This window comes from Fuerstiella marisgermanici (genome assembly GCF_001983935.1).
GTDB lineage: Bacteria > Planctomycetota > Planctomycetia > Planctomycetales > Planctomycetaceae > Fuerstiella > Fuerstiella marisgermanici.
In genome coordinates this window covers 2,083,796-2,096,328 of record NZ_CP017641.1, presented here as the reverse complement: position 1 = coordinate 2,096,328, position 12,533 = coordinate 2,083,796, and the positions used below count along the sequence as shown (strand labels likewise).

At 56.4% G+C, this 12,533-nt stretch carries 11 protein-coding genes; 7 read left to right on the top strand and 4 right to left on the bottom strand.

Annotated features, from left to right (window positions below):
- Positions 1-3 precede the first annotated feature (3 nt).
- The 3 genes from Fuma_RS07960 to Fuma_RS07945 all read right to left on the bottom strand — a co-directional run bounded on the left by Fuma_RS07960 (position 4) and on the right by Fuma_RS07945 (position 2,680).
- A complete protein-coding gene (locus tag Fuma_RS07960) occupies positions 4-522 on the bottom strand; it encodes a TIGR03546 family protein (protein ID WP_077023654.1) in 519 nt (172 codons plus the stop codon).
- Between the two features lie 397 nt (positions 523-919).
- The gene (locus Fuma_RS07950; protein WP_077028175.1) at positions 920-1,999 is read right to left on the bottom strand and encodes an FtsW/RodA/SpoVE family cell cycle protein; all 1,080 of its coding nucleotides are present in this window, start codon (positions 1,997-1,999) and stop codon (positions 920-922) included.
- Between the two features lie 60 nt (positions 2,000-2,059).
- Entirely contained in the window at positions 2,060-2,680 is a 621-nt protein-coding gene (locus tag Fuma_RS07945; RefSeq protein ID WP_077023652.1) for an adenylate kinase family protein, read from the bottom strand.
- A 219-nt stretch (positions 2,681-2,899) separates the two neighbouring features.
- Between Fuma_RS07945 and Fuma_RS07940 the strand changes: the two genes are divergently transcribed.
- The 4 genes from Fuma_RS07940 (at position 2,900) to Fuma_RS07925 (ending at position 8,924) form a co-directional block, all read left to right on the top strand.
- Complete coding sequence (locus Fuma_RS07940; protein ID WP_077023651.1) at positions 2,900-3,442, top strand: glycine cleavage system transcriptional repressor; 543 nt, start codon at positions 2,900-2,902, stop codon at positions 3,440-3,442.
- Between the two features lie 498 nt (positions 3,443-3,940).
- Positions 3,941-5,365 (top strand): 30S ribosomal protein S12 methylthiotransferase RimO, encoded by a 1,425-nt coding sequence (gene rimO, locus Fuma_RS07935; protein ID WP_083731888.1) that lies wholly within the window; start codon positions 3,941-3,943, stop codon positions 5,363-5,365.
- A 10-nt stretch (positions 5,366-5,375) separates the two neighbouring features.
- The gene (gene pgsA / locus Fuma_RS07930; protein WP_083731887.1) at positions 5,376-6,011 is read left to right on the top strand and encodes a CDP-diacylglycerol--glycerol-3-phosphate 3-phosphatidyltransferase; all 636 of its coding nucleotides are present in this window, start codon (positions 5,376-5,378) and stop codon (positions 6,009-6,011) included.
- Positions 6,012-6,254: 243 nt separating this feature from the next.
- On the top strand, positions 6,255-8,924 hold the full coding sequence (locus Fuma_RS07925; RefSeq protein WP_077023650.1) for a c-type cytochrome: 2,670 nt from the start codon (positions 6,255-6,257) through the stop codon (positions 8,922-8,924).
- A 140-nt stretch (positions 8,925-9,064) separates the two neighbouring features.
- Here the strand turns inward: Fuma_RS07925 and Fuma_RS07920 are convergent, their stop codons facing one another.
- On the bottom strand, positions 9,065-9,982 hold the full coding sequence (locus tag Fuma_RS07920) for a hypothetical protein (protein ID WP_145944044.1): 918 nt from the start codon (positions 9,980-9,982) through the stop codon (positions 9,065-9,067).
- A gap of 361 nt (positions 9,983-10,343) precedes the next feature.
- Between Fuma_RS07920 and Fuma_RS07915 the strand changes: the two genes are divergently transcribed.
- The 3 genes from Fuma_RS07915 (at position 10,344) to Fuma_RS07905 (ending at position 12,441) form a co-directional block, all read left to right on the top strand.
- Complete coding sequence (locus Fuma_RS07915) at positions 10,344-10,712, top strand: FHA domain-containing protein (protein ID WP_077023648.1); 369 nt, start codon at positions 10,344-10,346, stop codon at positions 10,710-10,712.
- On the top strand, positions 10,709-11,722 hold the full coding sequence (locus tag Fuma_RS07910; protein ID WP_083731886.1) for a DUF6807 domain-containing protein: 1,014 nt from the start codon (positions 10,709-10,711) through the stop codon (positions 11,720-11,722). The genes Fuma_RS07915 and Fuma_RS07910 overlap by 4 nt, the downstream gene beginning before the upstream one ends.
- Positions 11,723-12,045: 323 nt before the next feature.
- Positions 12,046-12,441 (top strand): hypothetical protein, encoded by a 396-nt coding sequence (locus Fuma_RS07905; protein ID WP_077023647.1) that lies wholly within the window; start codon positions 12,046-12,048, stop codon positions 12,439-12,441.
- The last annotated feature ends 92 nt before the right edge of the window (positions 12,442-12,533 follow it).

Below are 12,533 nucleotides of genomic sequence, written 5' to 3'. Positions count from 1 at the left end.
TACCTAAACAGAACGAGTTGTGCCCAGGCGATCGGCCCATTCGACTCCCAGCAGGACTCGAGTCAGCCAGAATTTCTTAGCCCAGACGGTCAGGCGTGCCGAATACTTTTCAAACATCGGGATCGATAACCGGTAAGCCGGATACAGCAGCACCAACCCAATCACGAAACTTCCCAGCACGATCGAGTTGTAGAACGACGTCCACGGCATCAGCGGCATGTTGTAAAGTTCGGTCCACATGTGTTGCAGAGCCGGACGGCTTAGCAGCCAGCCACCGACCGCGTCGGACACCCCGTCGAAGTACGGCGAAAGGAAGCTGAAGGCCAGAATGGTTCCAGCCGCCACGCCCAGATTGGCTCGCGACGCTGCCAGCACGACGCCCAGTACCAACGCCAGAAGATTGCCCTTCGGCACCAACCCAATCAACACGCCAAACGCAAATCCCAGCGCCAGTTGGCGCGGCGTGGATTCAGCGATCAACGCTTTTAGGGCGAGCCGAATCGGTCTAACGATTAGAAACATTGGGCACCTCTTGTTGCGAAACACACCACGACGCAGCGCGCTGGTGGAAGACACTGCCACGGTACGCCTGAATTCGCCTGAACCTGATGCCTTGGCTGTTAGCTATCGATGTGTGCCACTGGCTCTGCCAGAGTTTTCCACGCCAAAGCGGCACTGGCAGAGCCAGCAGCACACAACACATCAGTTCACGCTTAGTGAATGTGTCTTCAGGGCGAAAATCGGTCAAGATGCGAACCCCGCATCCATGAGGCTGTTGCGTTGATTGGATGCGGCGCGAAGTCGCGATCGGCGAATGTTTCGCGCGCCTGACCAGCACCGGCAGATCCTGCCGCAGGGCCAGCGGCTAAATCGAGGACGTCAGAGCGGTAGCCCCGACCTCATTTTGTCGCCTGAATCGCTATGCACGCCGTTCCCATTCGGGTGAGCCCGCGACCTCGTAGCCCGGTCGCATGGCGATGTTCATCAGCAGGCCCATGGCGAAACAGGTGGAAAGCAAGCTACTGCCGCCGTAGCTGCACATCGGCAACGTAATGCCCGTGATCGGCATCAGGCCCACAGTCATGCTCATGTTGATCAACGCCTGAGTTGCCAGCATGGCCACGATACCAGCCGCGACCAGCCGGCCAAACGGTTCGCGCGTCTTCGCGGCCGCTCGTAGCCCCGTGACCACAATCATCGCATAAAGCAGAAGCAGAGCTGCGCAGCCAAAGATTCCGTAACGCTCGCCAATCAGGCACAGGATGAAGTCTGTGCGAGCGGCGGGCAGAATGTAGGCAGACGGATCGTCGATGATCGGTTCGTCGCGGGACACACTTCCCCACAATCCGCCCAGCGACAAAACCTGCTTGGATTGATGCAGGTGAAAGCCGTCATCGTGCGGCGTCGCACCACCGTCTACCTGATTAAACACCATCTGCACTCGGGAACGCTGTTCGTCATTGATTTGCCCCCACAGTACAGGCAGTAACGCAACGCCGACCAAAGCGGCCGTGATTAAATGGACAGGCTTAGCTCCCGCTGCAAACAGCATCGTGTACAGCACGGGCAGAAACAGCATCGCCGTGCCCAGGTCGGGCTCTCGCAGAATCAGCATCAGCGGAAATACGGTGATCACAAACGGCGGAATGAGCCCGCGCACCGTTCGTTGCGTCTGCCGGTACATCAGGTAGTGAGCGAGTGCCAGAATGAAGGCTAAGCGTGCAGGTTCGCTGGGCTGAAAATCAAACAGCCCCAAAGGAATCCAGCGGCGCGAACCGTTGACGGCGGGCATGAACAGGACCACCGTCAGCAGAACCAGACTTCCCAGATAAAGCCACGGACTAAAGTGCTTTAGCGATCGATACGGCACCGACGTCGCCAGCAGCATGGCCGTCCATGAAAGCGTCAGCCAGATCAATTGCCGTTCGAACAACTTTGACGGACCGTACAACTGGTCGGCTCGATTCAGCCCCGCCAGCCCGATCATGGAGATCAGCATGCACGGGATCAGAATTGTGAGCGGCAGCTTTCGAATCCATTCCCACACAATGAGCCACGCTTACATATTGCTGCGGAAGTGTTCGTTCTGGACAGGAATTGTGCAGTCCAAAATAGAACGCAGCACTTCGGCCGGGGATCCATTACAGTCGATTCGCTCGATCATCGACGGATCGTATCTGTCCAGAACGGGGCGAGTCACCTGCTGGTAAAGTTGAAAGCGATGACGGATCACGTCTTCGTTCGCGTCATCGGCTCGGTTTTCCCGGATCGCACGACGACGAATTCGGTGGATCATGTCTTCCTCGTCACTGCACTCGAGGTAGATGATTTTGTAGATGTTCAGGTATTCTTTGACAATGTCGACTTGAGCCAGGTTGCGCGGCATGCCGTCCAGCACCAGCAGGTCTTCGCGCGGTTTGTACCATGACAGAGCCTCGTAGGCTCCCACTGCTTTTTTCCAGATCTTGATCGTCAATTCATCCGGCACTAGTTCCCCGCGCGACAGATAGTTGTAGACTTCCTTCCCGTTGGGCGATCCGATATCAATCGATCGAAAGACGTCGCCCACAGAGAGATGAAAAAAGCCGGGTATGTTGGCCAGAATTTTCCCCTGAGTTCCCTTGCCGACGCCCGGTGGTCCGAACAAAAGAACGCAGGGATATCTGTTGTCGCTGCCCATCAGATTGACGTTTCCAAAATTCGCAGTTGGTTGGCGTGGCGGGCAAGTATTACAGCCAACTGCGAGCGCGCACACCCAAACACCAGGCAAAACACAGGATTCTTCGCTTCAGCAAAAAAGCCAGCCGTCCGCCGTTGAACGGAACGTGTGCGAGCGGGTCGAAGGTTTTGCGAAGAACGTCGTTGATTAAACAGACTCACAGAATAGAAAGACAAAGCGATGCCGTCGTTGGTTGTGACTGTAATTGGACCAGACCGCCCAGGGCTGGTCGGGGCCGTGTCAGACGTTGTGCGACAACATGGCGGCAACTGGCTTGAAAGTCGCATGTCTCATTTGGCTGGCCAGTTTGCGGGGATCATTCTTCTGGACGTCGCCGATGCAGATGTCGCCGCAATGGCCGACGGTTTGCAGAACCTGAAGGCTCACGGATTAAAGGTCGTCACAGAAGTCGATTCGTCCGCGCGCCCGGCCAGTAATTCTGCCCCGATTTGGCAACTTAGTGTCGTCGGAAACGATCGCCCTGGGATCGTGCGAGAAGTGACACAGGTGCTGGTTGCTCACAATGTCAACGTCGAAGAATTGACGACTGAATGTTCCGACGCGCCGCACAGTGGCGGTCCCATTTTTCGAGCGACCGTTCGGATCCGGCTTCCGGCGGAACTGGACACGGGCGTCCTGCAAACTGAACTCGAAAATCTCGCCTCAGACCTGATGATCGATTTCAGCAGCGCGGCTGCAGCCGGTGACACCGCAGGTGCGTGACCGGCGGGCGACAAACCGCTGCGGGCGAATTCAGCGAGTTGGCTCGAAATCGCCAGCTTGAGGCCCGCAAAGTCTCCAGCCAAGGGCTCTAATGCCGGAATTCGGAAAAGCACCACCAAGTGGTGGAGGGTTCTGAGCGTTTTCAAAATCGGCGACGAAGCGTTTTGTGCGTCGGCGACGGGACAGCTACACTGTCAGTACTGGATTCCCACGCGCCCGTTCGTATGATGCGGGGCTGCCTAACCAGTCGTGTTTCACCGTCGTGCGTGGCCGTTCCGTCCGGGTAGGAGCCCCCTGAACAGCCGCTGGGCGGACGACGTTAGCAGTGGCAAAACAGGTAACATTGCAAACTGAATCGCTGGCCTGGTCACGGATAATTGGCAACGACGACGTGGCGCGGGTTCAGCAACAGCAACTTTTTGATCCGGACGATTGAATCTGTCGACCTGTGAGACGTGTCGGCCACCTAACGAACAGGAACAAGGCTAAAAACCTGCCATGAATCCACTTCCTATCATCGATCCCGATCCACCGGCAGCGCCGCAGCTCGACGTGCCCGACGCCACTGGCCCGGCCAAAGGACGCTACGCCTTTGTCAGTCTTGGCTGCCCGAAGAATCTGGTCGACAGCGAAAAAATGCTGGGCACGCTGGCTCAGGACGGCTATTCACTGGTAACCGATCCGTCAGATTCAGACTTCGTGATCGTCAACACGTGCGGCTTTATTGAAAGCTCGCGAGCGGAATCGAAGGCCGTCATTCAGGAAATGCTGGACCTGAAACGCAGCGGCAAGACCAAAGGCGTGATCGTGGCGGGCTGCCTGCCTCAACGGCTGGAAGAAGGCGGGCTTATCAACGAGATGCCCGAAATCGATCACGTCGTCGGCGTTTTCGGACGCGACGAAATCAACCGCGTGGCTGATCGATTAGTCGGCGGAGCGGCCGAACAGCGAGAACTCTTCCGCCCCGCGCCGATTAAAGCAATGGATGATCGCGCTCGGTTGCGGATCACGCCACAGCACTTTGCGTATCTGAAAATCTCCGAAGGCTGCGACCGCACGTGCACGTTCTGCTCCATCCCGATGATGCGCGGCAAGCACGTGACCAAGCCGATCGAAATGGTGATCGAAGAAGCGAAGGAACTCGCGGCAGACGGCGTTCGAGAACTCATCATTGTCGCTCAGGACACCACCTACTACGGCAAGGATCTGTACGGCGAAGTGCGGCTGGTCGAATTGCTGCAGCAACTTGAACAGGTGGAAGGCATCGACTGGATTCGGCTGATGTATCTGTATCCCGTCCACTTCACGGATCAACTAATCGACCAGATCGCCGGTTCTGCAAAAGTGCTGCCGTATCTGGATATGCCGCTGCAGCACATCAATTCAGCAGTGTTAAAACGGATGCAGCGTCGCGTCAACGCGGAGCAAACTCGAGAACTGGTCGGCAAGCTGCGTGAACGAGTTCCCAACCTCGTGCTGCGGACAACGTTCATCGCCGGCTTCCCGGGCGAAACCGACGAACAGTTTCAGGAACTGAGAGACTTCGTCGTCGATACGCGTTTTGAACGCATGGGCGTGTTCACGTATTCTGTTGAACCGGGCACTCCGGCGACAAAACTGGATGGCCACCTTCCCGAAGAAGTCAAGGAAGCTCGTCGCGACGAATTGATGCAGATCCAGCAGGAGATTGCCTTCGAACACGCGAAGTCGCTGATCGGCTACGAACTGGACGTCATCATCGACGAACAGGTTGAGGAAGGCGTTTACCTTGGCCGTTCGTTCGCAGACGCTCCGGAAATCGATTCGAACGTGTTTGTGTCGGGCGATAACCTCGAAATTGGCAGTATGGTGCCCGTTGAGATCGTGCGGCAGGAGGACTACGATCTGGTTGGCGTGGCTTCTGTTGCGGAGATTGTTGAGTAACCCCATTAGCATGACCGAATCGGAACAACCGAACGCAGCTTCTCGCCCGCCCGCCACGCTGGGACGCGAATCGCTGAACCTTCCGAACCTGATCACGGTCTCGCGCCTTGTGCTGTCGATCGTCCTGTTCGCTCTGATCGACATCGGCGGCTACTGGGTGGCGTCGGCAGCCCTGTTCGTTTTCGCCGCCGCCACCGACTGGCTGGACGGCTACCTGGCTCGCAAATACGGGCAGGTCACAACGCTGGGCCGAATTCTCGACCCATTCGTCGACAAGATTATCGTCGGCGGCACGTTTCTGTTTTTGCTGGCGAAGAATGGTGCCATGCACGATGGCCATACGATCGAATCCGGCGTCAATGCCTGGATGGTGATCGCTGTGATCGGCCGTGAGATGTTCGTTTCCAGCCTGCGTGGCTTCCTTGAACAACAGGGCAAAGACTTTTCGGCCAGCTTTACCGGCAAAGCCAAAATGATGCTGCAATGCGTGGCCGTCACCGCCAGTCTGCTGTCACTGAATCCCGATCTGCATTGGCCATGGCTGGCTCCTGCACGAGATGTCCTGCTGTGGTCCGCTGTGATTGTGACCATCTGGAGTGGCCTCGTGTATGTCGATCGAGCCGTGCGTTTGCTGCGACAGGATTGACGTCACGACGAAAGCCGGCGATGGCCAACAAGGAAATCGCCCGATCAGCGGTTTGTTGAATCCCGTTTGTTCGTGTTACAATTCTGAAGCAAATTTCAAACGCTTCAGCCATCTGAAGTGGCCCATAGTTTTCCAGCCGTTTTGGCATTGGCCAGGTTCGTTCGCAACCGTGACTAACGCCAAAACAGCTGGGGTTCTACGGAAATACTCCCCGCGCAACTCCGTTGTTTTGAACAGGTAAAAATGAAAAGTTTGTCTTGGTTTACCACGGCCTGCCTGGCCCTTTCCATCGCATTGTGTTGCGTCTGTTTGTCGCCTGAAGCGTCCGCTCAGAATGCCAGAAAGGAGCGAAAACAGCGTGCTCGCGCGGCTCAAAAAGCGAACCAGCCACCTGCGACTCCGCAGATTAAACCGCCAGCTGGTGCGGCCATTGGCGGCAATAAAGCCACGCCAATCGATCGCATTTCAGCGGCCAAAGGGTTCCAGGTCGAACTGCTTTATTCTGTACCGGGGCAGGAGCAGGGTTCATGGGTCAATCTTTGCACGGACAACAAGGGCCGATTGCTGGTTAGCGATCAGTTTGGTGGCCTGTATCGGATCACTCCGCCAGCCCCTGGTGAAGCTGTCAGCGGGGCAGACGTTGAGCAGGTGCCGGCCAACATTCGAGGCGTCAACGGAATGATCTGGGCCTTTGATGCTCTGTACGTGGGTGTGAATGACTACGAGCAAAAAATTTCATCCGGGATGTACCGCATCACCGACAGCAACGGTGATGATCAGTTGGACAAAGTCGAACTGCTGCACAAGGTCGATTCCAGAAGCGATCACGGCGTACACGCGTTGGTGCCAACTCCCGACGGCGAAGCCTTCTACCTCGTCACCGGCAACAACACGACTCCGCCGCCACTGGCCGACACGTCGCCCGTGCGGCAGGTTTGGGGTGAAGACCACTTGCTGCCGAGTATGCCTGATGGTCGCGGCCATAATCGAGGCGTGTTGGCGCCGGGGGGAATCATCTATCGCGTCACACCGGACGGTCAGAAGTTTGAAGCAGTTGCATCCGGCTTCCGCAACATCTTTGACGCCGCCGTCAACCGCGACGGCGAACTGTTCACCTATGACGCGGACATGGAATACGATTTCAACACGCCATGGTACCGACCGACCCGAATTTGCCACGTGACCAGCGGCGCCGAATTCGGCTGGCGAAACGGTGCCGGCAAGCGGATGCCCTTTTACGCCGACAACCTTCCACCCGTTCTGGACATCGGTCCGGGTTCTCCAACCGGCATGACATTCGGATACGGCGCGAAGTTCCCAGCCAAGTATCAAAACGCGCTGTACTCGTTGGACTGGAGTTGGGGCAAGCTGTACGCCGTTCATTTGGAACCCGACGGAGCGACCTATACCGCGACGAAAGAAGAATTTGTCACCGGTGCACCATTGCCGATCACAGACGCGATTATCCACCCGACCGACGGTGCGATGTATTTCACGATCGGTGGCCGCCGTGTGCAATCGGGGCTGTATCGAGTGACATACGTCGGTGACGAATCGACCGCTCCTGTGCAGTACGTTGCGAAAGAAAACAAGGCTCGCGACACCCGACACATGCTGGAGCAGTTCCACGGTCATCAGAATCCGAAAGCGATTCAAACCGCGTGGCCGTATCTTGCGGACGACGATCGATTCATCCGCTTTGCCGCTCGCACCGCCGTTGAACACCAGCCCACAGCCGAATGGGCCGACAAGGCGCTGACGGAATCCGATCCGGCAAAACAGGTCGAAGCACTCCTGGCTTTGGCTCGCGTGACAGGCGTTTGTCCTCAGCACCGTAAGCCGGAAACGCCGCCTGTTGACGCGGCGATCCGAAGTAAACTTCTGGACGCCGTGATTGCAATCGATGCTCAGAAGCTTGCCGAACCGCAGCAACTCACTCTTCAACGAGCCACCCAGATTATCCTGAATCGATTTGGTCGGCCCGACGACGCGACGGTTGCCAAACTAATTGAACGTTTCGATCCGTTGTTTCCTTCACAGTCGCCCGAGGTCAACTGGCTGCTGTGCGAAACACTCGGCTGGCTGCAGTCCCCGACCGTCGCCGCCAAGGCCATCGCACTGATCAACACTGCTCCCACGCAGGAAGAACAGATGCAGTACGCTCGATCCATTCGCATGCTGACGGCAGGCTGGACGCCCGAACTACGAACTTCGTACTTCGAATGGTTCCTGAAAGCGGCCAACTATCGCGGCGGAGCGAGCTTTGAAAAGTTCATCGAATTCATCCGCAACGACGCTGTCGCCTCACTGACGCCCGCCGAGAAATCGTCAATGGCCGCGCTGCTGGCGAAGAAGCCGGAGAAAAAGTCCGCCCTTGAACACCTTGGCGAAGTTTTTGCCGGACGCAGCGAAACCAAGTGGACACTCGACGAACTGTCCGCTGCCGCAAAATCAGAATTGACGAAACGCGACCACGCGAATGGCCAAAAGATGTTCGCGGCGTCCGGTTGTTATGCCTGCCACCGCTTCCAGAATCAAGGTGGCATGACAGGACCGGACCTGACTTCTGCCGGTCGTCGCTATTCACCGCACGACCTGCTGGATCAGGTGCTGAATCCCAGCAAGGTGATTAACGAACAGTTTTCGGCCATCACCGTCGTCACAGAGGCCGGCCTGACTCACACAGGCGTGGTGGTCAATCTCAGCGGCGACCAGCTTACGCTGAACACCGACCTCACAGACCCCAATAAACGTGTGAGTATCGACCGCAAGACAATTGACGAACTCATCGTGTCGAAGACGTCACCAATGCCCGAGGGCCTGTTCAATCGCATGACGAAAGACGAGATCCTGAATTTGGTCGCCTACGTCATCAGCGGCGGCGATGCTCAACACGAAGTGTTTGCGAAATAACAGCACTTGTGGATGAAGCCCAAACCCTGCGACGGTCTTTCGTGGCTGTCGCAGGGGAACCCCGTGGTTTCCTTCGCTGCGCTTAGTCCAATCCCGGCCACACTTGAAGGAACCGTGCTCCCATTTTGGCGTGGAGTGGTCTAGTTTCCAAAGCCCATGGCGCCCAGCCATTGCCTGCCGCGCGTGCCTTTGGCGGCGACGTTGACTTCGCCAACCACGTTTCCGTCGTCATTAAGCGTAAGCCCAATCACGCGTGCTGAGGCCGCTAGTTTTTCGTGGGCTGTTTGTAGAGCCGACTTCTTTCTTGCGAGTTGAGCTCGTTCCAGCGATAGCTCAAGTTCTCCCAGGCGTGCCTGGGTGTCCATAAGCTTGAGCGTGCTGATAACTCGAGTCTGCAGATCGTCCGGCAGCGTTTCGGCCATCTCGGCGAGCTGATCAGATGTCAGAGGTTGAGCTCGCAGCAGGCGAGCCTGCAGGCGGTGCATCAACAGCGTCGCAAATTCATCGCGTTCATGGACTGCTGCGATTAACTGTTCGTTCGACAGTTTTGCGCAGTCAACGGGACGAGGTATCTGCTCCGCCGGAATCTCACATTTTTCCACCGTCACAGCGGCTTCAGCGGTAGGCGAGCTAACGGCAGGCTGCGGCGGCGGCTCATCGCCTTCATTCGCGTCAGCCTCCGCACCGTCAGACGAAGTGCTTTCTGCCGTCGACGACGGTTCCGCTTCTTCCGTCAAGAATGCCTGACGAATTTGCGACCACGCGTCCGCCACTTCCGCCGGGGCAGCCTCATCAGCCGATGCAGCGTTCTCGTCTTCTGGTTCCGCTTCCGCGGGGGCAACGTCCGGTTCTTTTGAGCCGCTGGCGTTTCCAGACGCAAGGCTGTTCTTAAGTTCGGCGACAGAACTGGCGATGCATGTAATTGCCGCCGACTGTTGCTCAAGAACTTGCCGAATTGGCGTCAGGTCGGTGGCTTCCGCAGAGCCAGCGTCGTTGCTCGGTGCGTTTGCGGGGGCGAGGGTATCCAGACGCTGGTCGAGTGCGTCCAGACGTTGCATAATGCATTCCGCGAAACGCTGCGCAGCTGTCACTCTTCCCGGCGAATCCGGGGCAGTTGCATTTGGTGGCAGTGTGTCGGAAATATCCGTCGTCATCGCAGTTGCGTTCGCAGAAACCTAAGCATTCGAATGTATGTAAACTTAGTTCACCATTTCGACGAACGCGCAAGACGCACGGATGAAGGTGGTTATTCTGGGAAACCCTACGTCCGGTTACACCGCGTAGACGGTTGATGCATGGTTTGTGTATGGCGGGTTTGCACCAGGGATGTGCAACAAATCGTTTCCGGAACGCATCGCTCGCCTATCGGCTACAAAACGATGCCGGCCGCTTCTTGATTGATTAAAAAGGGAAACGCTCGTGAAGAAACTCGTCCTGACTTCACCCGCGCTGGCAAACTCCCGTGTGGAGTTGACCGGCGATCAGTTGCCCGTCGTGCTTGGCCGCAGTAAACAGGTGGACATCACTATCCAGGACGAATTGCTTAGTCGCCAGCATTCCGAAATTCGCCTGAACGACTTTGGGCAATTCGAAATTCACGACATGGATTCCACCAATCTCACCATCGTGAACGGCCACGACATTACGTGCCACGTGCTGCAAACAGGTGACCGTATTTTTCTGGGCGACACCGAAATTGCGGTCGAAGTGCTCGCCTCACAAACTGAAGAATTCAGCGAACAAACAACGCGAGAAATACCGGCTCTGCCGGAAGAGGACGAAGCATGAACCTGTGGCGATCACTCTTGATTCTGACATCGATAGCCTATTGCGAATGCTCCCACGCCGACGAATTTAAGCTCCAGCGATGCGAAGTGATTCCGTTGCCCGATCATCAGGTCTCGCTTCGCGTCGACGGTGTGCAAAAACTGAGTTGGCACTTTGACAAAAAGTACCCGCGTCCGTTTTTCTATCCCTTCACGGGACCGTCCGGCATATCGCTGACTCGCATGGGGCATCCGGGCGCTGAGAACCACGACCACCATCGATCCGTCTGGTTTGCGTCTCAGAAAATCAACGACGTCGACTTCTGGTCCGATTCGACGAAGGCTCAAATCCGCCAGAAGCATTGGTACGCCTACCGCGATGGTCAGGAAGAAGCCGTGATGGCGTGTGCCCTGGGCTGGTTCGACGAAAGCGACAACGAACTGATGGAACAGGATCTGGTTGCAGCTCTAAGGCCTGTGAACGAAAAAGAACACGTCCTTGAGCTGCAACTCACGCTGCGGCCTGGTCCGGGACTCGATACTGTGACGCTAAACAAGACGAATTTCGGGCTGCTGGCTGTGCGAGTTTCGAAAACGCTGTCATCGTTTTTTGGTGGAGGCCGGATTACAGACAGTGAAGGCCGTTCTGGTGAAGAAAACGTTTTCGGAAAGCAGGCCAGATGGATGGATTACAGTGGCCCCGTCGGAGTCGGATCGGGCTCCGATAGACACGTGGTTACGGAAGGCATCACCTATTTCGATCACCCGGACAACCCGCACTATCCGACGTTCTGGCATGTACGGCAGGATGGTTGGATGGGCGCCTCCTTCGCCATGCAACAGCACTATGTGATCAACCGGCAAAACCCGCTGGTCCTGCGATACCTGCTTCACGCTCATTTAGACGCTTACAACGCCGGGCGAGCCGAAGCGGTTCAGGCTGAGTTCTCGCGACGGCCGCCGTTTAGCATACGCAAGCCCACGTCAGCCGAACGTCATCGTCAGTATGTGGTCGAACGAAAACAGCCCTGAACGTCGCCAGAGCTGGCACGACAGCGAATCTAGCTGACTTGTGGCCGCGCGGTAAGCGGCTCGGACGATGAAGGCTGTTTTCCAAGAGCCCGAATCGTCCACGACAAAACGGAAAGTGCCCTAATGGTAGAGGATTCACATCAGGCGGAATGCGTAGGCTGAGAGCTGCTGTCACTTGACAACGAATTGCGCGTCCTGTGAGATAGTGCTGCAATATCGAGTAGATTTGGCATTGATCAAGAGGCCGATTGGCCGAAGAATGGCAGTGTCGCCTGCTCCGTGGTGACCTTAACGTCAAAATTTTGAACTTTGGAGGCAATTGAATGCGTAGTCTGAAAACCCTCGGTCGATTCCTGATCGCTGGTACCTGTGTCTTTTCAATTCTCGCTTTGACCAGTGAGGAAGCGTCAGCTCGACCGAAGTACGCTGCGGTTATGACCAAGACGTATCCGGATCTGGCCAAAAAGCACGGTGGTGACAACGGTAAGCTTAGCTGCACCGTTTGCCATCCAAAGGATGCCAAAGAAAAGAAGAAGGCCCGCAACAATTACGGCGTGGCTGTCGGTAAGAACCTCGGCAAGAAAAATCAGACCGACGAAGATAAGATCAAGGAAGCTCTTGAGAAGGCTGAAAAGGAAAAGAGCGCTACAGAAGGCAAGACCTTCGGCGATCTGATCAAAGCCGGTGAGCTGCCTGGTGACGATAAGAAAGCGAACTAAATTGGGTTTTCGTAATCCAATTTCTCAGCCAGCTTCAGGCGGTTGAGGACATAAAAGAAGCCCGGCTTTGTCTAAAGCCGGGCTTTTCTTTT

Excerpts from the sequence above, each read along its gene's own strand:
- Fuma_RS07960 (WP_077023654.1), bottom strand. The coding sequence starts at position 522 with ATGTTTCTAATCGTTAGACCGATTCGGCTCGCCCTAAAAGCGTTGATC.
- Fuma_RS07950 (WP_077028175.1), bottom strand. The coding sequence starts at position 1,999 with ATGCTGATCTCCATGATCGGGCTGGCGGGGCTGAATCGAGCCGACCAG.
- Fuma_RS07945 (WP_077023652.1), bottom strand. The coding sequence starts at position 2,680 with ATGGGCAGCGACAACAGATATCCCTGCGTTCTTTTGTTCGGACCACCG.
- Fuma_RS07940 (WP_077023651.1), top strand. The coding sequence starts at position 2,900 with ATGCCGTCGTTGGTTGTGACTGTAATTGGACCAGACCGCCCAGGGCTG.
- rimO (WP_083731888.1), top strand. The coding sequence starts at position 3,941 with ATGAATCCACTTCCTATCATCGATCCCGATCCACCGGCAGCGCCGCAG.
- pgsA (WP_083731887.1), top strand. The coding sequence starts at position 5,376 with ATGACCGAATCGGAACAACCGAACGCAGCTTCTCGCCCGCCCGCCACG.
- Fuma_RS07925 (WP_077023650.1), top strand. The coding sequence starts at position 6,255 with ATGAAAAGTTTGTCTTGGTTTACCACGGCCTGCCTGGCCCTTTCCATC.
- Fuma_RS07920 (WP_145944044.1), bottom strand. The coding sequence starts at position 9,982 with ATGCAACGTCTGGACGCACTCGACCAGCGTCTGGATACCCTCGCCCCC.
- Fuma_RS07910 (WP_083731886.1), top strand. The coding sequence starts at position 10,709 with ATGAACCTGTGGCGATCACTCTTGATTCTGACATCGATAGCCTATTGC.
- Fuma_RS07905 (WP_077023647.1), top strand. The coding sequence starts at position 12,046 with ATGCGTAGTCTGAAAACCCTCGGTCGATTCCTGATCGCTGGTACCTGT.